Annotated in this window: 21 protein-coding genes, 1 tRNA gene, 1 other RNA gene and 1 pseudogene; 20 read left to right on the top strand and 4 right to left on the bottom strand. The window is 54.1% G+C overall.

Translation table 11 applies throughout. From position 1 onward, the window contains the following. The first annotated feature begins 66 nt into the window (after positions 1-66). From H586_RS0102870 to H586_RS19850, 3 genes are all read left to right on the top strand, one after another. A complete protein-coding gene (locus tag H586_RS0102870) occupies positions 67-771 on the top strand; it encodes a virion core protein, T7 gp14 family (protein WP_081701748.1) in 705 nt (234 codons plus the stop codon). A gap of 320 nt (positions 772-1,091) precedes the next feature. Then, positions 1,092-1,415: a BRO-N domain-containing protein gene (locus H586_RS20335; RefSeq protein WP_034618496.1), complete on the top strand. Its 324-nt coding sequence runs from the start codon at positions 1,092-1,094 to the stop codon at positions 1,413-1,415. 134 nt (positions 1,416-1,549) lie between these two features. Continuing rightward, positions 1,550-1,939 carry a Rha family transcriptional regulator gene (locus H586_RS19850; protein WP_027181316.1) on the top strand — a complete coding sequence of 130 codons (390 nt, stop codon included), beginning with the start codon at positions 1,550-1,552 and terminating at the stop codon, positions 1,937-1,939. Here the strand turns inward: H586_RS19850 and H586_RS0102885 are convergent. From H586_RS0102885 to H586_RS0102890, 3 genes and pseudogenes are all read right to left on the bottom strand, one after another. Beyond that, positions 1,936-3,501 (bottom strand): site-specific integrase, encoded by a 1,566-nt coding sequence (locus tag H586_RS0102885; protein WP_162147941.1) that lies wholly within the window; start codon positions 3,499-3,501, stop codon positions 1,936-1,938. The genes H586_RS19850 and H586_RS0102885 overlap by 4 nt on opposite strands. Positions 3,502-3,558: 57 nt before the next feature. Further along, positions 3,559-3,810: pseudogene (locus tag H586_RS21185) on the bottom strand (DUF6538 domain-containing protein); the annotation flags it as partial. A 72-nt stretch (positions 3,811-3,882) separates the two neighbouring features. Further along, positions 3,883-3,978 (bottom strand) — tRNA-Ser (locus H586_RS0102890). A gap of 328 nt (positions 3,979-4,306) precedes the next feature. Between H586_RS0102890 and H586_RS0102895 the strand changes: the two genes are divergently transcribed. The 17 genes from H586_RS0102895 to H586_RS0102975 all read left to right on the top strand — a co-directional run bounded on the left by H586_RS0102895 (position 4,307) and on the right by H586_RS0102975 (position 22,226). Further along, positions 4,307-5,299: a Nif3-like dinuclear metal center hexameric protein gene (locus H586_RS0102895; protein ID WP_027181318.1), complete on the top strand. Its 993-nt coding sequence runs from the start codon at positions 4,307-4,309 to the stop codon at positions 5,297-5,299. A 55-nt stretch (positions 5,300-5,354) separates the two neighbouring features. Further along, entirely contained in the window at positions 5,355-6,095 is a 741-nt protein-coding gene (locus H586_RS0102900) for a zinc ribbon domain-containing protein (RefSeq protein WP_027181319.1), read from the top strand. A gap of 10 nt (positions 6,096-6,105) precedes the next feature. Beyond that, an RNA gene (rnpB, locus tag H586_RS19910) (RNase P RNA component class A) lies at positions 6,106-6,466 on the top strand. 59 nt (positions 6,467-6,525) lie between these two features. Beyond that, positions 6,526-7,725: a 2-C-methyl-D-erythritol 4-phosphate cytidylyltransferase gene (gene ispD, locus H586_RS0102905; protein ID WP_027181320.1), complete on the top strand. Its 1,200-nt coding sequence runs from the start codon at positions 6,526-6,528 to the stop codon at positions 7,723-7,725. A gap of 113 nt (positions 7,726-7,838) precedes the next feature. Then, positions 7,839-9,560, top strand: a complete 1,722-nt coding sequence (locus H586_RS0102910; protein ID WP_034618553.1) for a long-chain-fatty-acid--CoA ligase — start codon at positions 7,839-7,841, stop codon at positions 9,558-9,560. Then, on the top strand, positions 9,557-10,069 hold the full coding sequence (gene dtd, locus H586_RS20340; protein WP_081701763.1) for a D-aminoacyl-tRNA deacylase: 513 nt from the start codon (positions 9,557-9,559) through the stop codon (positions 10,067-10,069). Before H586_RS0102910 ends, dtd begins: the two co-directional genes overlap by 4 nt. Beyond that, a complete protein-coding gene (locus H586_RS0102925) occupies positions 10,035-11,180 on the top strand; it encodes a PP2C family protein-serine/threonine phosphatase (protein ID WP_011367662.1) in 1,146 nt (381 codons plus the stop codon). Before dtd ends, H586_RS0102925 begins: the two co-directional genes overlap by 35 nt. Then, positions 11,161-11,613, top strand: coding sequence for an ATP-binding protein (locus tag H586_RS0102930; protein WP_027181324.1), 453 nt, complete (start codon positions 11,161-11,163; stop codon positions 11,611-11,613). The genes H586_RS0102925 and H586_RS0102930 overlap by 20 nt, the downstream gene beginning before the upstream one ends. Continuing rightward, positions 11,595-11,939 carry an STAS domain-containing protein gene (locus H586_RS0102935; RefSeq protein ID WP_011367660.1) on the top strand — a complete coding sequence of 115 codons (345 nt, stop codon included), beginning with the start codon at positions 11,595-11,597 and terminating at the stop codon, positions 11,937-11,939. Before H586_RS0102930 ends, H586_RS0102935 begins: the two co-directional genes overlap by 19 nt. Positions 11,940-12,002: 63 nt before the next feature. Then, entirely contained in the window at positions 12,003-13,118 is a 1,116-nt protein-coding gene (locus H586_RS0102940; RefSeq protein WP_027181325.1) for a FapA family protein, read from the top strand. 26 nt (positions 13,119-13,144) lie between these two features. Next, the gene (locus tag H586_RS0102945) at positions 13,145-13,900 is read left to right on the top strand and encodes a motility protein A (protein WP_011367658.1); all 756 of its coding nucleotides are present in this window, start codon (positions 13,145-13,147) and stop codon (positions 13,898-13,900) included. A gap of 6 nt (positions 13,901-13,906) precedes the next feature. After that, positions 13,907-14,668 carry a flagellar motor protein MotB gene (locus tag H586_RS0102950; protein WP_027181326.1) on the top strand — a complete coding sequence of 254 codons (762 nt, stop codon included), beginning with the start codon at positions 13,907-13,909 and terminating at the stop codon, positions 14,666-14,668. A 4-nt stretch (positions 14,669-14,672) separates the two neighbouring features. Continuing rightward, complete coding sequence (locus tag H586_RS0102955) at positions 14,673-16,385, top strand: CgeB family protein (protein ID WP_027181327.1); 1,713 nt, start codon at positions 14,673-14,675, stop codon at positions 16,383-16,385. Then, positions 16,382-17,803: a glycosyltransferase family 9 protein gene (locus tag H586_RS0102960; RefSeq protein ID WP_034618500.1), complete on the top strand. Its 1,422-nt coding sequence runs from the start codon at positions 16,382-16,384 to the stop codon at positions 17,801-17,803. Before H586_RS0102955 ends, H586_RS0102960 begins: the two co-directional genes overlap by 4 nt. A 108-nt stretch (positions 17,804-17,911) precedes the next feature. Next, on the top strand, positions 17,912-19,690 hold the full coding sequence (locus H586_RS0102965; RefSeq protein WP_027181329.1) for a flagellar hook-length control protein FliK: 1,779 nt from the start codon (positions 17,912-17,914) through the stop codon (positions 19,688-19,690). A gap of 14 nt (positions 19,691-19,704) precedes the next feature. Beyond that, positions 19,705-20,505: a flagellar hook assembly protein FlgD gene (locus tag H586_RS0102970; RefSeq protein WP_027181330.1), complete on the top strand. Its 801-nt coding sequence runs from the start codon at positions 19,705-19,707 to the stop codon at positions 20,503-20,505. 77 nt (positions 20,506-20,582) lie between these two features. Next, positions 20,583-22,226 (top strand): flagellar hook protein FlgE, encoded by a 1,644-nt coding sequence (locus H586_RS0102975; protein ID WP_011367652.1) that lies wholly within the window; start codon positions 20,583-20,585, stop codon positions 22,224-22,226. Between the two features lie 156 nt (positions 22,227-22,382). Here H586_RS0102975 and H586_RS0102980 read toward each other — a convergent pair whose 3' ends face one another. Continuing rightward, on the bottom strand, positions 22,383-22,763 hold the full coding sequence (locus H586_RS0102980) for a flagellar protein FlaG (RefSeq protein WP_027181331.1): 381 nt from the start codon (positions 22,761-22,763) through the stop codon (positions 22,383-22,385). Positions 22,764-22,962 lie beyond the last annotated feature (199 nt).

Raw genomic sequence — 22,962 nt, forward strand, 5'->3', positions numbered from 1 at the left:
CTTCACAGCTACCTACCTCATAGCAACCCTTTAACAGTGTATCAAGATTGAGTAGGAGACAGGTCTATGTGTGAACCAGCTTCAGCTACAGCGGGAACCACAGCCGCAGTAGGTGGAACCACAGCAGGCACTACTGCCGCAGCGTCTACGATTACAGCGTCTCAAATGTTCATGTACTCCCTAGCCATTGCCGCCGCTTCTACAGCCGCCAACATGGTCGCTCAAAGTGAACAGGCGAATGCCATGAACTCATATCAAAGCGAAATGGCAGACAATTACAACAAGACAGCGGTCAAGAACGCCGAACTCGCCAACAAGGATTACATCGAACAGACAGCCGCTGAAAGCATTGCGCTCATGCAGAAGCAAGAGGCGGCAGCACAAGAAGTGCAACGGATTCAAAGGGAACGCCTTGAAAAGCAAGGGACGGCCTTAGCTTCAAGTGAGGCAGCAGGCCAGTCGCTCCAGTTCCTCATGGACGACTATCACAGACAAGAAGCCCTCTACAGGAATTCAGTAAAGCACCAACTTGATATGGACAAGGACGCATACGGCATATCCGTGAAAGGCTTCAGGAATACCGCCAAGAACCGAGGAACGGCTTCAGGTCGATACATCCCCAAGCCTGTCAACTTTCCTAATGTAGGTTCAATGGTCGGTGCGGCTTTGTCGATTGGAAGCAAGGGGCTTGGTTATTATGACCAGTACAAGCAACCGATATACGACCAGAACGGCAAATTCACAGGCCGCTATTCGCTGACAGGGAAATGATATGACAGCAACGGGACTGGCAAGCAGGAGAAGGATAAAGGTACGAAGACATGAACGAAGTGTGCAGACTGACACAATGGACACATAAGAGGTAGCCTTGTCGTTCTTCCTAGCTTGTCAGTCTTTTTATTGAAAGTGAATTTCAATTACAATTATTCGTGTATTTTTGTCTTTATCAGTGTTTTGTCTTCCCTCATGCTCTTAATGCCCTCAAGTGGCTAGGAGCGGGCTATTTGCTCCATATTTTGATTCTGAGGTGTTTTTGTCGTCTTCGCTTGTCATTCGTCGTGTTTTCTTTTTTAAGTCTTTAGAAGTGGAATATGGACGTTTTCCTTGTCGTCCTTGTTTCCGGTAAGGCGTCTGTGATTGCATTCGGTACCGTTCGCGTCCTCAAGGGTGAAGGTGGTGAAATCTGGTTCGTCGCCAAGGACGTATGTGATGCACTTGGTTTCAAATACGCCAGCGATGCTACCAAGTATCTGGATGAAGATGAGAAAGCTCTGATGAATAATCCGAGCTTGACCTCGAACCCCAACGGGCAAGTTACTCTCATCAACGAATCCGGCCTCTACTCCCTGATTCGCCGCTCCCGCAAGCCGGAAGCCAAGAGGTTCAAGAAGTGGCAACCTCGTGACCGTCCTTGAGAACAACAAGCCCATGACCACCAGCCTCAAGGTGGCTGAGGTGTTCGGGAAGAAACCTCGACTGCCCTACATCCTTCATTGAATCGAACTTTTGATTGAATGAGTATCCGGTGAAAGTTGGATTCGGAACCCGCATGGACCCCATGTACCTGATGACCCTTGATGGGTTCACCTTCTTGGCGATGGGATTCAACGGAGCGAGAGCCGCCGAGTTCAAGATCAAGTACATCGAAGCCCTTGAATGTTCGGTAGATTTTAGAAAGCCCAATTTTGGACTCTCTTCCTATTCCGTTCCCAACAAACGTCTTCCCTACCCCATGCACCTCATGACCTCGACGGCTTCACTTTCCTCGCAACGGGCTTCACCATTCCTGTCTTCCCGTTTCTCCTTCCCCTTAATCCTGCCAATCCCGCTGAAGATTCGACGCAGAAAGCCGCAAGTCAGCTTTCACATTTCGTTTCTAAGGCGCGTTTCGCCTCGTCCATATGAAATCCATCATGACGACTTCAAAAAGACGCTCTAACGGCTTTTAATCCATTGCTTTCCATGCGGCACAAGGGCGTCAAGCGTGATTTCCCTGTCCCAGTCCACTGGTTGAATGACATCGCGGAAGAGTGTGGATGCAGGGTAGCTGCCTTCATAGATTGCCGTGATGTCGTCGAACTCGCCTTTTTCGTGCCCTACGACTTCCTTCAGTTTGCGGCGGTCAATGTCGTGGAGCTTTGCCCAAGTGATGAACGTATGCCGGAAGGAATGGAAGGTAACGTTGCTGACTTCGCCTTCACCCGCGCCAACGCCGCAATCACGACGGAAGCGCGTGAACCACTGCGTCACGTTGGCGGAGACGTTGCCTTCGCGCTTGCTCAAGGTCTTGCGGGAGAACAGGTGTAGTTCGCCTTTTGACCTAAGTGCTTTCACGCGTTCAAGCAGGCCGAGCCTGATAAGGAACGGATGGACCGGGACAATGCGTTTGCCTGCGGCTGTCTTGAGTTCCTTGTCGCCTTCGTTGTTGATGTCGATGCAGGGAACGCCGTCGATTTCGCGGATGTCGTCCAGATGGAGCTGGCATATTTCTTCAACACGTGCGCCTGTAAACAGGGCGATAAGCGGTGCCCAGAATTGCCATGCTTTTGTGAACTTCTGCTTGCCCGTGGCCGTGCCTTGGTAAGGCGCGCTGTGGAACAGGGCTTTCAGTTCATCGCGGGTGAAAGCGCGGCGTTTGGCCTGCTTCGCCTTGAGGGTGTTCTTCTTGAAGGCCAACGCCACGTTGAGAGGCTTTGCCTTGTCCACGTAGCCCTCAAGCTCTGCCCAGTTGATGAATGAGCGCACATTGTCAAAGCGCGTCTTGATGGATTTTGGCTTGAGACGGTGGTTCTCAGGAATGTCCATTTTCAGGAGCTGCACCTTGCTCTTGCCCTTGTAATGACAGCGATAGCGGAGCGAGGGCAGCTTGACCAGTTCCTCGCGGTATTTCCGCATGTGGTCGCGGGTGATCTCGTGTGTCGGCAGTTTTTTGCCATTGGAAACCATTTCCGCGAACTGCCGAAGCTGCGGAGCCAAGTCCTTCACACTGGTGACTTTCCATTCACCGCTTTCCGTCTTGGTCTTGATGTACTTCTCAACGGCTTCGGTGATGGTGGGCGATTTGCGGGAAGGAGCGGCAGGTTGCTGCGTGACGACAACAGTCTTGCCTGTTTCAGCTTCCGAGAGCTTGCTGGCAAGCGGTGAAAAGTCAATGGAGCCAGCTTCGTCATACGCCTTGGCAATGCCTTTCATAAGGGCGTCGCACAGCTTCTTGTAGTCCGTGGATTTCTCCGAGACCTTGATGCCTTCCTGCTCCAGAATCCCGCTGACAAGATTCTTCACGCCGCGATAATCGGCATGTGCCGCCTGTTCGCGAATGTCCGAGGCAATGCGCTGGCGGGAAGCTAAGTGCTTTTCAAGCTCATTATCCTGCCAAGGTCTTTCCCGATTGACGCGCAACTCAAATTCATAGTTGAGCGTCTCCTTCATTTCCCTGTCTACAAGTTCCCGAATCTTTTCATCGGTAAGATGGTTTTGGAGTGTTTCATTCGCTTCAGTCATGGCCTTTCGGTTTCTGTTTTCAAGAGTAGTCGATTTCGTTTTCAGTCGTCGGATTTCCGAAAAGATGTCATGCGCCTTGGATGCCAGCCGCATAGCCTTTGGACGGGCTTCCTTCAGGTGCGAAGTGCCAAGGGAAAGACGATACTCAGTCCTTCCCAGCGTCGGCTGAAGGTCGGCTGGAATACGTATGCGGAAATATAATCCGCTTGGACGAGGAAGCAAGTAGGCAGGTGCGGCTGCGTTTGAGGCCGAATTTGAACCAATGGCAGGAGAACAAAACGACACAGGCTTATACCCCTTGTGTACCACCGCTGTGTACCAGCCGGTGCTTTGGGATATAAGCCTGCTAAAAATTCAGCTATTACAGCTGCTTATATGCGCTGGCGGAGAGGGTGGGATTCGAACCCACGTACGGGCTATTAACCCGTAACTCGATTTCGAGTCGAGCGCGTTACGGCCGGACTTCGCTACCTCTCCGCGTAAGAACGCTTGTGACGTTCAAGAGGCGGCATATTTAATTTATTTCCAAACACCATGCAAGCGAAAAAATGATTTTTTCGGAGCAGGAGTTATTTCAGGCACCTGCGCTTCATGCAATTCTTGACCTATCGAGCACGATAGTATATCTATTTCTGTCGTATTTTTGGGATCGGCGCACAGCTTTTTTTGATGCGCCCACCGGGCAGATTTTATTGACTCCTGCCAAGCACTGGGAGTCCGGCTGCTGGAATGCCAACGTGTTGCGCGGTGCTTTCACGTATACAAACGTCGAAGCGCCTTCTTTTTTTCGACGGAGAAGGTTCATATGCACCTGACTGACTTTATTCATATGATTGAACGCATAGCCCCCGTTTGCGGTGCTGCGGAATGGGATAACAGCGGTGTGCAGGTGGCTTCGAGGTGCACGGAAATACACAGCGTTGCAGTTGCGCTTGACCCTTCGGAAGCCAATATCGAAAAAGCAGTATCTCAGGGTGCCGATTTTTTTCTGACACACCACCCGCTTGCGTTCAAGCCTCAGCCGCTCTCAGGCAATGACAGTTATTTCAGGTCGGTTTCACAGCTTATCACAAATGATATCTGTCTGTATTCGGCGCATACCTCGCTGGATGCCAACCCCGCTGGCCCCGTCGGCTGGCTGGCAGAATCCCTGAAATTGCAGAACTGCAAAACGCTTGAGCCTACCGCCGCGAGCATGCAGCACAGAATCATCGCCCCCTCTGCGGACAGCGGCTCCATACCTGCAGTGATCGCCGGTTCCATCCGTTGCCGGCACATACAGGGTATCGGGCACGAATTCGAGTTTGACACTGAAGACATCGTTTATGAGACAGCAGCAGATCATATCAGGCAGGTTCTGCCCGCCGGAACGTCTCTTCTGAAAGCAGAGGAACGCGCCGGCAGGCGCGAACTGGGGCTGGGCATATCTGGTTCCCTCCCCTGCCGGCTGAGCTGGCACGAGTTTGTACAGCTGCTGGAAAAAAGTGTAGAAAGAACATTCTGGACAACATGCGGACCTGTTCCTGAAACTGTGGAAACAGTGGCGTACTGCACGGGGTCCGGCAGCTCTCTTGCCGAGACTGCCTTTGCCCGTGGCGCCGATGTTTTTATTACCGGTGACGTGAAATACCACACAGCACTGGACACGACAGGCTGCATCATTGATGTAGGTCATTTTTCACTGGAAGAAGAAATGATGCGCCGGTTTGCCGCCCTGCTGGCCGCCGGAGCACCCGATCTGGATATAACGTTCCTGCCTTCGCAGGATCCCATACGGCTTCATCCGGTTCACGGCTGAGCCGCAAAAGCCCCGGCTCCGCCGGATATTTTGAAGCCATCAGGAGGACACGACATTGAGCCTGTACCTTAAGCAGATTGAACAGCTTGTAGCATTGCAGAAGGTCGATAATGAAATTCTGGCCATCCGCAAAGACCTTGAACAGGCACCTAAAGAAGTTGAAGCCCTTATGGGTCGCTTCAACGCGCTTGAAACCCAGCGCAATCATCTGCTGGACAAGATAGAGCACCTGCGAGAACAGGAACGCCGTATCGTTACTGAAATTGAAGATGACTCTCTGCGGGTAAAGAAAAGTAAAAGCAAGCTGATGCTTGTGGGTAACACCAAAGAGTATCATGCAATGATGCGCGAGATGGACAACCTTGAAAAGGTAAACCGTCTGCGTGAAGAAGAAAAGATTACACTGATTGAAGAGCTGCAGCGTCAGAATGAAGCCATAACACAGCTGGAAGAAACATACACGGAAGTAAAAAAAGACCTTGAAGCCAAGCAGGCAACTCTGCAGGCGCGGCTTGAAGAGGCTGAAAAAGAGCTGGCCAAGCTTGATAAAAAGCGCGCTGCCGCCGGAAGTGTAGTTCCGGCTCCGGTGCTGGCCCGCTATGAATTTATCCGTGAACGCCTCGACCATCCTGTCATTGTTCCCGTGGTGGATGGTATATGTTCCGGCTGCCATATTGCCATTCCGCCCCAGAGCTTTATCGATTTGCAGAAAGGTACCCAGATTCTCAGCTGCACCAACTGCCAGCGGCTGATATACTGGTGCGAACATTTCTGCGATGATACTTCAGCAGAATAAAATGTATTCGGGAGCAGGACGAGCTGCCGCTGCGTGTCATTTGTACACGGAGAGGAAAGTCCGGGCTCCGCAGGGCAAGACGCTGGGTAACCCCCAGGTGAAGTGATTCACGGACAGTGCCACAGAAAACAAACCGCCTGCCATGCAGGTAAGGGTGAAACGGTGGGGTAAGAGCCCACCAGAGGTGACGGTGACGGCACCTGCTAGGTAAACCCCGTCTGGAGCAAGACCAAATAGGAAGGCGCCAAGGCCGGCCCGGCCGATGCCTTCGGGTAGGTTGCTTGAGGCTGCAGGTAACTGCAGCCCTAGAGGAATGGCAGCTGCTTCCCTTTATGGAAGAACAGAACCCGGCTTATAGTCCGGCTCCCGTCTGTACCAACACACAGGGGCGCTCATTGCGCCCCTGTTTTTTTCACAGAGAGACATAACCATGCACACATGGGCACTTCTTCTGGCGGCAGGCCAGAGCTCCAGAATAGCGGCAGCATGTCCGGGCGTCCGCAAACAGTTTCTGCTTTGGCAGAACGCCCCTCTTTTCTGGCATTCCGCAGTCATGCTTTCCCGCGTCAGTCGCATGCGGGGTATAATTTTTGTTTTTCCTGAGGACATGCTGGAAGAGGCAACCGCCATGGTCAGGGAACTGGATGCAGGCCGGGCACTGGGCATACCATGGAAAGCCGTATCAGGCGGTGTCCGTCGGCAGGATTCCGTCGCCAGAGGTCTCGGGCAGCTTCCGGCAGAGTGCGATACGGTGCTTGTGCATGATGCAGCAAGACCTTTTGCCAGCGCGTCACTTACCAACAGCATTCTGGATGCGTTGCAGGCCGGAGCTGAAGGAGTGGTGCCGGCACTGGCCGTTACCGACACTATAAAGGTGGTAGAAGACGGCGCGGTGCTTTCAACTCCGGACAGGACAAAACTCGTGGCCGTTCAGACTCCACAGGGTTTCAGCCTTCAGGCGCTGCTCGGTGCGCACCGTCATTGCGCAGAAAAAGCACTGGCCGTCACCGATGATGCATCCATGCTCGAACTGCTCGGACAACATACTGTCATAACAGTGGAAGGTGAGGCATCCAACATAAAAGTGACGCATCCGGAGGATCTGACCATGCTGCATTCTTCAGAAAAAAAGAATATGCAAGTCCCCTGTGTCGGATGGGGATACGACGTGCACCGGTTCGGTTCTGACGGCCGTCCCATGAAACTTGGCGGTGTGCCCATAGCAGGCGGCCCGGGCGTTATGGCGCATTCAGACGGTGACGTGCTGCTGCATGCCCTTACAGATGCCGTGCTCGGCTGCATGGGGCTGGGAGACATCGGCATGCTGTTTCCCGACACAGATGCGGCGTACGATAATGCTGATAGTGCCGTCATGCTGAACGAGGTGCTTGAAAAAGCCAGAAATGCAGGCCTGCTGATTACGCACGTTGATCTGACGATAATAACGCAGATTCCCAGAATCACACCATGGCGCGACCAGATACATAAAAATATCTGCAGAATCACCCGCCTGGACGCATCTTCTGTCAACCTGAAGGCGACAACAGAAGAAAAACTGGGCTTCACCGGGGAAAAGAAAGGGATAAAGGCAGTTGCGGCCGTGACCGCCCTGCGCCGAGTCTCTTCCTGACCGGCTTTTAGTTTTCCGCCTCTTGCACCCTGCGGTTCAACAATATAACATACAAAGACAACTCAGAAAATACGGAAATGCCCAACCAACCTGAACAGCAGCAGACGGCTATGATGACATCTGAAAATTCCACCGGCTTCCCGTGGCTTACCCATTACGACGAAGGGGTGCAGCCGAGCATTGAGTATAAAAAACACGCTCTCTTCGCTTTTCTGGATGAAGCAGCCGCGGAACACCCGCGCCGTACGGCCATCATATTCCGCAATTACAGGCTTAACTACAGAAAACTCAATGAGCTTGTGGAGATTGTTGCCGCAAATCTGCGCGCGCAAGGTCTGAGAGACGGAGACCGTGTTTCCATAATGCTGCCCAACCTGCCTCAGACGGTTATTGCCTTCTGGGCTGTACTCAAAGCAGGCGGCGTGGTGGTGATGACCAATCCGTTGTATATGGAAAAAGAACTGGTGCACCAGATACATGATTCCGGCGCCCGTTTCATGATCACACTGGATCTGGTCTGGCCGAAAATCAGTGAGCTTCGCGACAAACTGGGCATTGAGAAAATTTTTGTCACTAAAATTTCCGAAGCACTCCGCTTCCCGCTTAATATTCTTTACGATTTCAAATCACGTCGCGAGGGCACAGCAAAACAGGTTCCGTTTGACAACGAAACCCTGCTGCCGTGGAAAGTTCTTCTGAAAGGCAAAGAACGCTTCTGCACCCGGATCGATGACCCTGCCGAACGTCTGGCCCTTCTGCAATACACGGGCGGAACAACCGGCATCGCCAAAGGGGTCATGCTCACACACCACAATATCAGCGTCAACGTGCAGCAGTGCTGTGCCATGCTGCAGGAGCTGGTACACCAGAAACATACTTTCATGGGGCTGCTGCCGTATTTTCATGTATACGGGCTCACAACCTGCCTCATTTTTCCCACTTCTCTGGCGGCCACTATCATTCCCTTCCCCCGATATGTCCCCAAAGATGTTCTTGATGGCATAGCCAAACACAAACCCACCATTTTTCCGGGTGCTCCTTCTGTCTACATTTCACTTATGCAGCAGAAAGATGTTTCAAAATATGATCTGACCTCCATTGATTACTGCATTGCCGGTTCCGCTCCCATGCCTGTGGAACAGATGAAGCGGTTCAAAAAACTTACCGGTGCGGCCATCATCGAAGGCTTCGGACTTACAGAGGCATCGCCCATTACACATCTCAACCCCATACGCGGTCTCAATAAGCCGGGTTCCATCGGCGTTCCTTTTCCGGATACCGAAGCCCGTATTGTGGATATGGAAGTCGGTTCAGTGCCGCTGCCCCCCGGTAAAATCGGGGAGCTGATCATTAAAGGACCGCAGGTCATGCAAGGTTACTGGAACCGTCCGGACGAAACAGCAGGTACGCTCCGCAACGGCTGGCTGTACACCGGTGACATTGCCACCATGGACGAAGACGGCTATTTCTTTATTGTAGACCGCAAAAAAGATATGTTTATTGTGGGAGGCTACAATGTTTATCCCAGAGAGATCGACGAGGTGCTTTACGAGCATCCCAAGGTCAAGGAAGCCGTCAGTGTGGGTGTGCCCCACGCCACCCGCGGTGAAATAATCAAAGCCTACGTGGTACCCAAGTCAGGAGAAACCCTGACAAAGAACGAAGTAATAAGCCACTGCAGGGCTAAACTGGCCAACTACAAAGTGCCGCGGCAGGTCGAATTCAGAGAGGAATTGCCCAAGACGATTGTGGGCAAGGTGCTGCGCCGCGCTTTGCGCGCCGAGGAAGAAGAAAAGCTTCGGAAAAAGAAAAACACAAAAAGTGATGATCAATGAAACTGCTTCTTCAACGTGTAAATCAGGCCAGTGTTACTGTTGATAACGAGGTGATCGGCGAAATCCAGTGCGGCCTGCTGGTTCTTGCGGGCTTCGGAGTACAGGATCACCCCGCCCTGCCCGAAACGGACATGTGGAGTGCACTGATCCGTAAAATGCTTGACTTGCGCATCTTCCCTGACGGGCAAGGCAAAATGAACCTCGGTCTGCGCGACTATGGCGGCGAGTTGCTTCTGGTGCCGCAATTCACGCTATATGCCGATTGCCGCAAAGGCAAAAGGCCGTCCTTTACCGATGCAGCGCCCCCTGAGGTGGCACAAAAACTTTTTGACCGGCTGGTGTGCGATGCGCAGACCCTGCTGCAAAAAAAAGTAAGCACCGGTCGGTTTGGTGCGGAAATGTATGTGCAGCTTACCAACTGGGGGCCGGTAACCATCGAACTTTGCGGAAACGCCACCGGGGAACAGAACAGCCATGCCCGACAGCAGCTCCATCCTGATCGTCGATGATTCGCGTTCTGTCCGCAATGCGCTGGCTTCGCTGCTCAGAAAGAGCCATGCCATAGAACAGGCGGAAAACGGGGAACAGGCGCTTGCGTCCTATGCGCGCAACCGCCCCGATATCATCCTGCTGGATCTGAACATGCCCGGCATGAACGGTCTGGAAGTGCTGCGCACCATCCGCGAAGGCTTCGGTGATGATGAAACATACATTCTCATTCTCACTGCCGACGACAGTTCGGGCACCAAAACCCGCGGCCTCAGCCTGGGTGCCAACGACTTTCTTTCCAAACCATTCGATATCGCAGAACTGAGGGCAAGGGTGGGCGTGGCCGAGCGCCAGCGAAAGCTTACCCGCCAGCTCGTTGATTACGCCCGTCGCATTCAGAATGAGATAGACCTTGTGGCTTCTCTGCAAAGTAAACTCCTGCCCACTGCAACGCCCTACCTGCAGGGAATTCATATTGAAAGTCTGTACGAGCCATCCGGTGAAGCCAGCGGTGACTACTATGACTTTTTTCCGGTGCAGGAAGGCAGAAAAATCCGGACGGTGGTGGCCGATGTGTCCGGCCACGGCGCCCGCGCAGCATTTATCATGAGCATAGTACGCACGGTATTCCGCATCACACAGTCGCGCTATATGCCGCTTGATGAAACCGTGGCCCTGCTGGAAAATCATCTGATGGATGCCATAGGGGACGAAGAGGACTTTGTCACTGTATTCACTGCCGATGTGGATTTCACGGATGAACGGCTTGACTACATCAACGCCGGTCATTGCCCCGGCATCCTCCGCCAGCCTTCGCAAGAGCCTCAGCTGCTCACAGGATCAATGCCCCTGCTGGGCTTTCTCAAGGCACCGGTAAAAATGCGCAGCATTCCTTTTACAAAAGGAAGCGGGCTGCTGCTTTTCACGGACGGTTTCTATGACTGGAAAAAGCAGGACGGTACGCTTTTTTCTCTGGAAGATTTCATAGCCGCGGCTACCGGCTGTCTGGGACGCGACGAGCATGTGCTGAAAAAAATCACCACCACACTGGAAGAAGCCGGCGGCGGAATGCCGGCTTACAGAGATGATCTTACGGCATTGTGGATTTTTAATGAAACAACAGCCAGTTAAATTTACTTTTTGCACCCGCGCCGAGGCGCAGGCATGCCGCGCACTTGTAAAAGGCATAGTGCAGGTTGTCTCGCAGTGGATAGTCAGACAACAGCTGCTAGACGACCTTGATCTGCTGCTGACTGAAGCCTGCGCCAATGCTGTGCGCCATGCTTATCCGCCGGACAGCCCCGGGTGCGTTGAAATTGCCGTCAAACTGCTGCCGGGCAAGGCTGTGGTCTGCTCCATATCAGACTGGGGCGAAGGCTTCAGGCAATGTCCTCTGGACCTGCAGAAACCCATTCCGCTCTGCCCACCTGAAGCCGAAAGCGGCAGAGGACTTTATATTATTTCCAATCTGGTGGATAAATTTGCTATTCTGCAGAAAGACAACAAAAATACCCTGCGGGTAACAATCAACTTAGGGAGTGAAGCATGGGCGGCCTCAGCGTAGAGCAACAGGGAGATATTCTGCATCTCGGTGTTGACGGGGAACTGACGCAGCAGGTGGTGCCAGCCATCAGAAAACAGTGCGACAAGCTGCTTGAAATCGGCGTATTCACGCACCTTGTCGTAGATCTGTCAGGAGTCCCTTTTATTGACAGTTCCGGCATCGGCCTGCTTGTTTCCATAAACAGCCGGCTAAAAGGCGGCGGCAAGCATATGCTTTTGTACCGTCCGTCCGATCAGGCGGTAAAGACTCTTGATCTTGTGCAGCTGCTTGATTTTTTCACCATCATACATACCGAAGACGAACTGCTGACGGTGGTGGGCTCATAGGACAGACGACATGCCGCCGGACTGACGGCCGGCAATGAACATCTCAGGCCGGAAGGAGTGCCCATGCCGTGGTACTTAGAGCATCATTTTGATCCTGATTTCGACCACATGCATTTGAAACCCCGGGAAACGGAGTCGGGTAAGGTGGACCACTACAATCTGGGGTACGCCCAGAATGTGGTGCATGGACAGCTGCTGGCAGAACTGAAAGAGGTTTCGCAGGAAGAGACCGCCGGACTGGACAGCAGATATGTCTATGAAAAGCCGGTACTGCCCTGCGGTCCAAACTGTGCAATTGACCCTGCCAACAGCCATGCCATCGTCGCCGCCGCCAACGGATACGTTTTTTATAACGAAGGGCTGATAACCGTAAAAAAGATGCTTAATGTCCGCCGCGATGTGGACTTTCACACCGGAAATGTCGTTTTTGTCAACGATATCGCAGTACATGGCAGCGTGCGCACCGGATTCGAAGTGCATGGCAACAATGTACTGGTCAAAGGGGTTATCGAAGGTGCCAGAATACATGCCCGCGGCGCTCTTGCCAGCGAAACCGGCGTCAAAGGGCAGAAAAGCGCGCAGTTGTATGCTGCCAAAGCCATCCGGCTTCCTTTTTGTGAAAATGCCCTGCTGCGCACGCACGGCAATGTCATGATTGACACATCATGCCTGCACACTGATGTATATGTGTCGGGCAGTCTTGTGGTAAAAGAGCGTCTTCAGGGCGGCACCGTATACACCTCCGGCCTCGTCTATGTTATGGAGCAGCTGGGCGGCGGTCAGGGAACGCCTACACAGTTTGTTATGGGCTACGACCCGTTCCTGTTCAGCAAACTGCGAGATGTGGAAGCAAGCATCAAGAACCTGAAAAGTAAAGTCGATTCACTGGAAACGCTGTGCGCCAAAAGCCCGGAACACCGGACAGAATTTTCGCCGCTTAAGAATGAAGCCAGCAGAAAATTGCAGGCCATGCACCGCATCCGCACGGAAATTTGGGAAAAATTTGACGCACAGGACGTGCCACCCGGCTGCAGAATACTGGTTCCGGGAAAAGTGCGCCCCGGCGTTGAAATCAGCATCGGCAGAGCATTTCTGAAGGTAAATGACTATCTGGAAGATGTTCGTTTCTGCCTTGAAAATGAAGAAATTGTAATTCACTCACCTGCTGTGGATAAGTAACTTAACACGGAATTAGTGCGAAGATTATGGATATAGGAACAATTATCGGCATTGTCGGTGCTATCGGGCTCATCATCGGTGCCATCGTGATGGGCAGCGGCCTCGGCGGATTTATAGACATACCTTCGGTTGCCGTTGTTGTGGGTGGAACTATCGCCGTTGCATTCGTCATGTTCCCTATCAAAACGGTGCTCAGTTCCATCAAAGTGGCCATGAAGTGCTTTTTTGCCAAGGCGCCTGATCCTGTCGAATCCATTCAGCAGATCATCAGTCTGGCCGAAAAAGCCCGCAAAGAAAGTCTGGTCGCTCTGGAAAAAGTTTCTGTGGACGATCCGTATCTTAAACGCGGCGTCCAACTGGTGGCCGACGGGACGGAAGAATCGCTGGTCAGGTCTGTCATGGAGATAGACATCAGCATTATGAAACAGCGACACAGACGCGGGCAGGAAGTATTTAAAGGGCTCGGAACCTACGCACCGGCCTTCGGCATGATAGGTACGCTTGTCGGACTGGTACAGATGCTGCAAAACCTCAGCGACCCCGCGTCCATCGGCCCTGCCATGGCCGTTGCTCTGCTGACTACGTTTTACGGTGCGGTACTGGCCAACGTGTTTTTTTTACCCATGGCCAAACGTCTTGAAGAACGCTCCAATGAAGAAGCACATAATATGGAGCTGACCATGGAAGGCGTGCTTTCCATACTGAACGGCGATCACCCGAGCATTGTGCGGGAAAAGCTGGAATCTTTTCTTCCCCCGAGCCAGCGCTCGGCCAAGAAGTAGGAAACGATGGCTGCAGAAGATAAAAAAGCTCCACCGCCACCGAAGCGGCAGGACGATACCCCCTGTGAAGAGGGGCTGCCGCCGTGGATGGCCACCTTTGCCGACATGATGTCGCTGCTGCTCTGTTTTTTTGTGCTCCTTTTGTCGTTCGCTCAGCAGGATGCAAATAAATTCAAAACACTTATGGGTTCGATAAAAGAAGCTTTCGGGGTACAGATAAAGCGTAAGGAAGCCAGTTTTGCGGCATTCTCACCTTCGGAGTTCGAACGCAAGGACGTGGAGCTGGACAAAGAGAATAAAGAGCTGCTGGGGATGGTTCTCGAAGTAAAAAACTTTGTCATTCAGGATCCCGAGCTTAAAAAGACCGCAAAGATAGCCACTGAAGACGCCGGCGTTGTCATCAGAATACCCTCTTACGCGTTATTTGCTCCCGGATCGGCAAAGCCGCTGCCCGATGCCGCGTCAAAAACCGCCACAGTTGTCAGAATACTGCGTGAACGCAATCTGGACCTTGTTGTCCGTTGTCACACAAGCGATGAAAAAGCAGAGGAAGAATCGCTGTATCCCAGCAACTGGGAGCTGTCTTCAGCGCGGGCGGCCGCCGTACTGCGTCTGCTGATAAAAGAGGGAGACATACCCCCGTCGCGTATGAAAGCCGTGGGGTATGCCGATTCACAACCACTTTTGCCCAACAACACCGACGAAAACAGAGCCATCAACAGCCGGATGGAGTTTTACTTTCACGCTCCGAGCGTGAAAAGCTGGTAGCCCGATGCAGCAACGTACCTCTTATTCCGCCACGCCGCTGTATTCAGCCGACGGGACGCTGTGTGATATTGAAATAAGCGTCGGCACCCGGCGGTGGAAAATGCTGGGTGCTGCCGGCGCGCCGCGGGAGTTGTCCATACTGGTATCTTCACCTGCCCGTAACTGTGCGGCTCTGCTCCCTGTCTTTATCGGCAGCGGGACCGGGATTGCCATCAGAAAATTCATGGAAAGCTATGACGGTCCGCTTGCTGTTGTCGACAAAGAACCGGACATTGCAGACCATACGGGAATCAGGCAGCATGTGCTCGCCCGGGCCGGCAGTGTGTGGATTGACTCTGACTCGGCCGACGATGCGCTGCGCCAGCTGACACTCTGGCAGACGGCGAACGGCGCGGCTCCGCTGCGGGCCATGCTCAACCCCGCATGGCTCAGGCTGGACAGATCATATTATGCGGCAGTGCACGAGGCCGTGACTGCGAGCGAGAAAGCTGATTTCTGGGGCAAGGTGGCCTACCCTCGTTTCCAGAGCACCACACCGCGCATTCTGCTGATCACCAGTCAATATTTTCTGATGGGCGAAGTGGTGGCCGCACTGAACAGGATGCAGGTGCCGTATGAGTTGCTGGCACTTGATGATGACAGTCTGGGACAAAACGAGTTTGTCGAGCGCCTGTTGAAGGCCGTTGTCAGCTTCCGACCTGATTTCGCCCTTACCATCAACCATCTGGGGGTTGACAGAGAAGGTGTGCTGACCGACCTGCTGGCCCGTCTCCAGCTGCCGCTGGCATCTTGGTTTGTGGATAACCCGCACCTTATCCTGTACATGTACAAACGGCTGGTTTCCCCGTGGACGGCACTTTTTACATGGGACGCCGACAATCTGGAGTCATTGCGCCGCCTTGGCTTTGCGCATGTGTTCCATCTTCCGCTGGGTACCGATGTCACGCGCTTTGTCCCGCTGCAGAATCCCGTTGCCTCCCACCCTCTGCGTGCCGATGTTTCCTTTGTCGGCAACTCCATGGTGTACAAGGTGGCCCAACGCATGAAAGCCGGGCGCTTCCCCGCTGTCATGCTGCGCAGCTACAAGACGGTGGCAGCAGGCTTTTCCAACAGTGATGAGCGCTGTGTGCGTACCTATCTGGAGCAGGCCAGACCGGACATTTTTGCCGCATATCTGCAGCTTCCCGCCTCTGAGCAGCGCCTTGCATATGAAACCATGATCACCTGGGAAGCAACAAGACAGTACCGTAACAGCTGCGTCAGGCAGACGCTGGCGTTCCATCCGCTCATTGTCGGTGACAAGGGCTGGCGCACGGCCCTGCGGCACGAACCCGCTACCTGGCGCGCCCACAGTGAACTGAGCTATTACACCGACCTGCCCTGGTTTTATCCGCTTTGCACCATCAACTTCAACTGCACCAGCAAACAGATGAAAGGAGCTGTCAACCAGAGAGTTTTTGATGTTCCGGCATGCGGCGCTTTTTTGCTGACCGACAAACGGAAACAGATGGACGAACTGTTTGAGCCCGGCAAGGAGGTCATTTTTTATTCCGAACCGGAAGAAGCCCCGGAACTGATACGTTTTTACCTGAAAAACTCCGCTGCCAGAGCAAAAGTTGTCGCAGCAGCCCGCAGCCGCATACTTGCCGCCCACACATACGAACACAGGCTCCGGCAGCTGATGAACGACATGCGGACAGCATTCGGCAGGCCATGAAAAATCCTCCCGTGCTGGTTATTCAGATGCAGCGGCTGGGCGATCTTGTGCTCAGTTTTCCTTTGCTGGGCTGGCTGAAAATGCGTTATCCGGACACCCCGATCTGGGTTGTGGCCGAGCCTGTTTTTTTCAAAGGTCTGATGACACTGTCTCCGGAAGTAACGTACTTCCCTCCGGAAGCCGCCCCTGCACTGGCAAAAGAGTCTTATACGGCCGTTATCAACCTGAGCCACCGGCCCGAAGCGGCAAAACTGGCCGGCGCGGCACGGACTGAAGAGCTTTACGGCCTGTACCAGTCGAACGGCGCCACACGCATAAAGGGGGACTGGCATCTGTACCGTGCCGGTCTGACTCACAACAACAGGCATAATGCATTCCACTGGGCCGACCTTAACGCACTTGACTGCATCGGGACATCCATGCTGCAAAAAACAGCCTGGCCCCCCATGCGGTACGCCAGCGGCTCGGAAGGCCGCATAGGCCTTTTTCTTGGCGCCAGCGAACAAGATAAACATCCCGATGCTGCTTTCTGGGCGGCCTTTGCGGAAAAACTGCTCGCAGCAGGATTCAAGCCTGTACTCCTCGGCGGAAAAGCAGAAATGCCGCTGGCGGCACGCACGGCAGCCATCCTTAAAGCCCCCGCCCTGAACATGGCCGGCCGTTTTTCGCTGCCTGAATTTGTGGAAGTTCTGCGCTCGCTGCGGCTTCTTGTCACACCGGACACCGGTCCCATGCATGTGGCGGCATGGACAGGCACACCCACGCTCAACCTTTCTCTGGGACCTGTCTCTGCCTGGGAAACCGCCCCCTTTCCTCCGGGGCATTTTGTTCTGCAAAGCACTCTCAGCTGTGTAGGCTGCTGGCGCTGTAAACACCCCCGCCCCTACTGTCACGACCAGTTCAGTCCGGAACGCATTGCATCGCTGGTACGCATGATTCTGAGCCGCACCCCAGCCGCTCTTTCCACCCTGCATCTGCCGGGCCAGCGTCTTCTGCAAAGCTCACGCAGTACCGCGGGGCTTTTCCGGCTTGTTCCTCTCGATATTTCGGGAAGAAAACTGCAACCGGCATATGGCAGGGACTTTCTGCGCCGGTTCTGGCAGGCTTATTTTTTTCATACCCTTGCTGACGGCAAAAGCGAAAGTCTGCATACCGCCTTCAGCGCACTGGCAACCGCCATGCCGGCAATTGCAGAGCGGCTGCCCGCCGCATCCCTGCAACTCAGCCGTATCCTTTCACTGGGTCTGCGCAAAGGGCATCATGCCTTGGGCGACAGTTTCTGGCTGCAGTTTCCTCCTTTTCTGCGTCCGCTCACAGGCTATCTGCAGCAGGCTCTTAGTAATGAAGACTACAGCCGCCCGGCCTACGCGCATGCTCTCAAGCTGGTGGAAACCCTCTTCGCGGCATTGCCGCGATAGGAAACTTCTTCCGCGGGATGTCTTGCCATAAAACGCAATGCACCGTTTTATCTAAATAAAAAAATCTGGAACGCCTTTTGTATTCTATGCTGCCAAAGGAGTTTCAGTATGCAAGTTTTTCCCGCTTTTGCCGCAGACCCCAAAGCCCCGTCCGGAACGGGTCCGTCTGCGCGCGGTGACTATACCGCTTTCGCAGCTGCGTTGCATGCTGCCGTCGAAGCTCCCGCATCCTCCGCTCAAGGAGGGTTTAATTCGGCTTTCCGTTCTCTCAGTGCTGTTATAAACGGCGACTCGGTGGTGCCTGACTCTCTGGACACCCCTTTTGTGCCTGAAAAAGCTGCTGCAAGAGCCAACGATCTTTTCTCTTCCGTGCCTGCATCTCCCGATACACTGAAAGATCTGCGCGATGCGCTTGCCGATTTAGGGGTTTCCGAAGAGACCCTCGATAAAATGATGACGCAGGCCTCTGCATCCGGCGGCATCAGCTGGAACCAGCTCATGCAGATGCTGCAGCAGGACATTACATCCAGAACGGCTTTCCCCGCAGCGGAATTTGATGCTCCCACCCGGAACGCATTTCAGTCTCTGCTTCAGAAACTCGGCTTTACCGACAAGGAAGTGGGGCAGCTGACCGAAGAAGTGCAGGCTGGTAATGTTTTCGGTTCATGGCAGGCGATTACCCGCAAGCTCGATGCCGCACCGGATTCAGCGGTCTTTTCTCTGGACCGTTCGGAGATGCAGGCCCTCGGCATTGCCATGCGGCTGCCCTCCGATGCTCTCAAACGCCTGCAGTCTGCAATGGGCAATGCAGAAAGCATGACCATCACCCGTGACGGCCTGAAGCAGGCTCTGTCGGAAATCTCCGGAACAATTTCTCAGGTGCAGGATTCCATTGACAATAAAGTCGACCAGCTCAGAGACATCATACGCCCTGCTATGAACAAGGCTCTGGAGGACACAACAAAAGCCGCGCAGGCCGACAATCGGCAGACAAAAGAAACAGGCAACAGCCTGATCATAATGCGCGATACCACGCAAAGCAAAATAACCGAAAGACTGCAGGCAGAAGCCCATCCCTCCCGCGGGGCTGCGGAAGCTGCCGCAGCGGCTGAAAAAAACCGACAGGGTTTACGCGACATCAAAACCGCAGAAAACGGCACAGCTGATGCCGCGAGCACGGATGCTGTGTCCGGAGACGGGCTGCAGCGCACTGCAAAAGCTGTGGAAGGCAGCAGTTTGTCCGACAACGGGCGCGAGCAGCAGCACGGGCACGAAGGCAGCAGAGACAAAGAGTCGCTGCACTTCAGAAACGCCGCCGAACAGCTTATCCGCCACGCCGAAGTGCGTTCAGCCGAACCTCTGCTGCCCGGCGCGCAGCAGCAGCGGGTAACACAGCAGGAACTGCAGCAGCAGGCCGCGGACAAAGCCCGGTCCGAAAAAATACTTGAGCAGGTGGAAAAAGGCCTCATCCAGACCATGCGCAACGGCCAGAACAGAATGACCCTGCGCCTTGATCCGCCTGAACTGGGGCGCATAGCCGTGACGCTGAGCGTTGTTAACAAAGAGGTCACAGCAGTCATCAGGCCGGAATCGCCCGAAGCCGTGAAAGCCGTTAATGACCAGCTGCATCACCTGCGGGCCAGCCTTGAAAGGCAGGGCCTGAAAGTGGAACGGCTGGAAGTACAGCAGCAGATGCAGGATACGTTTTCTTCACCTTCGTGGCAGGGGGCCGAGCAGCACAACGAAACCCGTCAGAAGCACCAGTGGCAGCAGCGCGAACAGCGTCTGGCAGCCATACGGCGCGAAGGCTCAGCTTTGGCCCAGGAAATGCAAAGTCCTGCCCATAAGGCAAGAATTACCACCTCGTCTGTGGATATCATAGCATAATAAAGGGTTCAGTCATGGCTAGCAGTGGTCTCATAGGTCGCGCCGAACAGGAATTTTTCACCAATGATCCTTACGCCAAGCGTAAAGGGGCGGATCTGGGCAAGGAAGACTTTCTGACCCTTCTGGTGACCCAGCTTTCGCATCAGGATCCGCTGAACCCCATGGACGACAAGGAATTTGTAGCCCAGCTGGCCCAGTTCTCCAGCCTTGAACAGCTGACAAACATCAGCGGCGGCATAGACAATCTGAACGATGCCTCCAATCAGGGGCAGATGATCAGCGCCGTGGGCTTTATAGGCAAGGAAGTCCGCGCTGCGGGTAACAGTCTTTCGCTGGAAGACGGCAAGGCCAGCTCTGTGTACTTTGCGCTTAATGCGCCCATCGTCGAAGGCTATGTGAATATTTATGATTCTGAAATGAACCTTGTGCGTACCGAAGCACTGGGTGCAAAGCAGGCCGGTGAATACGAATATGTCTGGGACGGCGAGGACTACAGCGGCAAAGGCATGGCCGACGGTCCTTACTACATTACCATGGCAGCTGCCGCGGCCGACGGCACACCGGTAATGGTCTACACCGAAGTGAGCGGCAAGGTGGCCGGCGTACAGCGCGACGGCAACGATTCGTGGCTCCGCCTTGATGACGGCCGTTTTGTCAAATTCACCGAAGTCCGTGAGGTTGTTAACACAAGCACAGTGGACAACGGCAACGCAAATGACGGCGATGACGGTGACGACGGCACAGGCGGTGACGGCACCGACACAGGTTCCGGCGACGGTGAAGGCGACGCAGGTACGGACGCCCAGAACGGATAACGCAAAAAAGAAAGGGATAGCGGCTCAGGCCAGCGGCCCGGGCTTTTCGCCATACGCGAATATATCAGGAGGTCAAAATGAGTCTTACAGCTTCCATGTGGACAGGGATTTCGGGCTTGCTGGCCCATGGAGAAAGGATGAACGTCCTTGGCAACAACATTGCCAACGTGAATACCGTGGGCTTCAAAGGCGCCAGAATGGACTTTGAGGACTTCATCAGTCAGGACGTCAATACCGCATCGGGCACGCGTCAGGTGGGCCGCGGGGTAGGCATAGGCACCATTTACGGCGACTTCAGTCAGGGTTCGTTTGAAACCACCACGGAAGCGACTGACCTTGCCATAGGCGGACGCGGCTTCTTTGCCGTATCGCCCAAAGGTGAAGAGACCGCATACTACACCCGCGCCGGCAACTTCCGCTTCGACAAGGAAGGATATCTGGTAGATCCCCACGGCTATGTGCTGCAGGGCTGGCAGATTGAAACTCCCAGACCTTCTCTGGCCACCAGCACAGCTGGCAGTGTCAGCTCGACATCCAAAATCAAGGGCGCCGGTGTCCCCAAAGATATCCAGCTGCCCGGTTTCACCGCGGAACCCAAGCACACATCCAATGTGACCATCATCAGTAACCTTGATGATGCCTCCGGCGGTGACAACAGCACCAACGCGGCCAACCCCATGTTTGCCCTTTTCAACAGCTGGGACGGCACTGCCGAGCCTCCGCTCAGTGAAAACAGCTTTGCCTATCAGACCACCATCAAGGTGTACGATGAAGGCGGCACCGCCCACAACCTGACCATCTACTACGATCAGGTGGCAAGTGACACCATTTCCGGTGAAGGCAGCGGCCAAAAGCACTGGGAATATATCGTCACCATGGATCCCGCAGATGAACAGCGCAGCATCAACGGTATCGATTTCAAGGGAACCCCCGCAGCAGGCATGCTTATGGCCGGCACCCTGACGTTTGACAGCTCAGGCCAGCTTATCGACCAGAGCGCCTTTACGCCGGGCAGCAGCGCCACAGGTTCGATGAAAGATCTGAGCAACTGGAACCCCACCACGTTCTCCACCAACGGCTACCCCATGTTTGTGGCCAACTTTTCCGGCATTTCCAATGCAAGCTATGTCACGCCGAACCCTGATCCGGCCGCGCAGCCGTATATCATGGAACTGAATCTGGGGCTTAAAAACTCCGACCCGTCCACATGGGCCAGTGCCGGGGTGTCCAACGCTTCGCTTGTGGGAACCAACGTCGCCAACCTGCCGTCGCTGGGCAACCAGGCAGAACGTCAGTCGTCTGCAACCACCAGTTTTTCGGGCTCTTCGTCGACCCCGACACGCTATCAGGACGGGTATACCTTCGGCTTTCTGCAGAATGTCACCGTCACACGCGACGGCATTCTTCAGGGACGCTATTCAAACGGTGCAGTTCTCGATCTCTACCAGATCACGCTCTACGACTTCCAGAGCAAGGACAACCTCCGGCGTGAGGGCGGCAACCTGTTCAGCGAAAGCAATGCATCGGGACTGGCGGCCCCCGGCCCTGCCAATGCCAACGGCTACGGCACGGTCAACTCCAACTCGCTTGAGCAGTCCAACGTTGACCTTGCCAAGGAGTTCGTGAACATGATTACCACGCAGCGTGGCTTCCAGTCCAACAGCAAGGTGATCACCACAACAGACACCATGCTCGAAGTTGTTATTCAGATGAAGCGTTAGCAGAAGGCTGCAAACCTCCTGAGACCCGCTGCAAAAAGCCCCGAAACTTTTTGCAGATGCATACAAAAAAGGCTCCCCCGGAAACGGGCGGAGCCTTTTGCTCTATCGGCAGTAAAAAGGAGCCGTATCGTATACGATGCAGAACGCGGTAACACTTCAGTATGATTTGTTAAGGAGCGTCCCGATGCGGGAATCCCCTTCCTGTGCCAGACGCAAAACGCCTTCCGCAGGAATGCGCATAAGCACCCTGTCAGAATCTTTATCTGTCACCGTCACATTGACCGAATGACCCGTGGTATCCACGGTAAACGTGAATCCTGCCCCTTTTTCGGCAAGGCGCTCCTGGATGCGCTTTACGGCTTGCTGTACCTGAGCCACATCAGGGGCAGTATCTGCCGCTTCACGTCCGGCTGCTGCCTCATTCATTGCAGGCGCCGCCGCCCGCTGTTTCGGCTCTGCTGCCATTTCTTTTACCACGCGGGAGAACGGGTCCTCCGCACGCATCAGCTTGCTGGCGCTCAGTTCTTCAATTTTCATGACCGGACCTCCGGGCTGTGCCCGACAAAGTCGGAACGATTGCTCCCCTTCATTATTCCTATCGACAGCGCAGCGTATCACTTTAGGCAAGGGTGAAAAAAATTCCACAATCAGTTCCAACAGGCCGTAGTTTCGTCACTTCCCGAAGGGAAAAAATGTCCTCCCTAGCAAAAAACCGACGCAGGCTATTTTATCGCAC

Source organism: Oleidesulfovibrio alaskensis DSM 16109, assembly GCF_000482745.1.
In the GTDB taxonomy this organism is placed as follows: domain Bacteria; phylum Desulfobacterota; class Desulfovibrionia; order Desulfovibrionales; family Desulfovibrionaceae; genus Oleidesulfovibrio; species Oleidesulfovibrio alaskensis.

What these genes read in the sequence shown, in the direction of transcription:
- H586_RS0102910 (WP_034618553.1), top strand. Translation starts at nt 7,839, where the DNA reads ATGACATCTGAAAATTCCACCGGCTTCCCGTGGCTTACCCATTACGAC.
- H586_RS0102980 (WP_027181331.1), bottom strand. Translation starts at nt 22,763, where the DNA reads ATGAAAATTGAAGAACTGAGCGCCAGCAAGCTGATGCGTGCGGAGGAC.
- ispD (WP_027181320.1), top strand. Translation starts at nt 6,526, where the DNA reads ATGCACACATGGGCACTTCTTCTGGCGGCAGGCCAGAGCTCCAGAATA.
- H586_RS0102945 (WP_011367658.1), top strand. Translation starts at nt 13,145, where the DNA reads ATGGATATAGGAACAATTATCGGCATTGTCGGTGCTATCGGGCTCATC.
- H586_RS0102925 (WP_011367662.1), top strand. Translation starts at nt 10,035, where the DNA reads ATGCCCGACAGCAGCTCCATCCTGATCGTCGATGATTCGCGTTCTGTC.
- H586_RS0102930 (WP_027181324.1), top strand. Translation starts at nt 11,161, where the DNA reads ATGAAACAACAGCCAGTTAAATTTACTTTTTGCACCCGCGCCGAGGCG.
- H586_RS0102885 (WP_162147941.1), bottom strand. Translation starts at nt 3,501, where the DNA reads ATGACTGAAGCGAATGAAACACTCCAAAACCATCTTACCGATGAAAAG.
- H586_RS0102935 (WP_011367660.1), top strand. Translation starts at nt 11,595, where the DNA reads ATGGGCGGCCTCAGCGTAGAGCAACAGGGAGATATTCTGCATCTCGGT.
- H586_RS0102950 (WP_027181326.1), top strand. Translation starts at nt 13,907, where the DNA reads ATGGCTGCAGAAGATAAAAAAGCTCCACCGCCACCGAAGCGGCAGGAC.
- H586_RS0102960 (WP_034618500.1), top strand. Translation starts at nt 16,382, where the DNA reads ATGAAAAATCCTCCCGTGCTGGTTATTCAGATGCAGCGGCTGGGCGAT.
- H586_RS0102970 (WP_027181330.1), top strand. Translation starts at nt 19,705, where the DNA reads ATGGCTAGCAGTGGTCTCATAGGTCGCGCCGAACAGGAATTTTTCACC.
- H586_RS0102895 (WP_027181318.1), top strand. Translation starts at nt 4,307, where the DNA reads ATGCACCTGACTGACTTTATTCATATGATTGAACGCATAGCCCCCGTT.
- H586_RS0102975 (WP_011367652.1), top strand. Translation starts at nt 20,583, where the DNA reads ATGAGTCTTACAGCTTCCATGTGGACAGGGATTTCGGGCTTGCTGGCC.
- H586_RS0102955 (WP_027181327.1), top strand. Translation starts at nt 14,673, where the DNA reads ATGCAGCAACGTACCTCTTATTCCGCCACGCCGCTGTATTCAGCCGAC.
- H586_RS0102870 (WP_081701748.1), top strand. Translation starts at nt 67, where the DNA reads ATGTGTGAACCAGCTTCAGCTACAGCGGGAACCACAGCCGCAGTAGGT.
- H586_RS0102965 (WP_027181329.1), top strand. Translation starts at nt 17,912, where the DNA reads ATGCAAGTTTTTCCCGCTTTTGCCGCAGACCCCAAAGCCCCGTCCGGA.
- H586_RS0102940 (WP_027181325.1), top strand. Translation starts at nt 12,003, where the DNA reads ATGCCGTGGTACTTAGAGCATCATTTTGATCCTGATTTCGACCACATG.
- dtd (WP_081701763.1), top strand. Translation starts at nt 9,557, where the DNA reads ATGAAACTGCTTCTTCAACGTGTAAATCAGGCCAGTGTTACTGTTGAT.
- H586_RS20335 (WP_034618496.1), top strand. Translation starts at nt 1,092, where the DNA reads ATGGACGTTTTCCTTGTCGTCCTTGTTTCCGGTAAGGCGTCTGTGATT.
- H586_RS19850 (WP_027181316.1), top strand. Translation starts at nt 1,550, where the DNA reads ATGGACCCCATGTACCTGATGACCCTTGATGGGTTCACCTTCTTGGCG.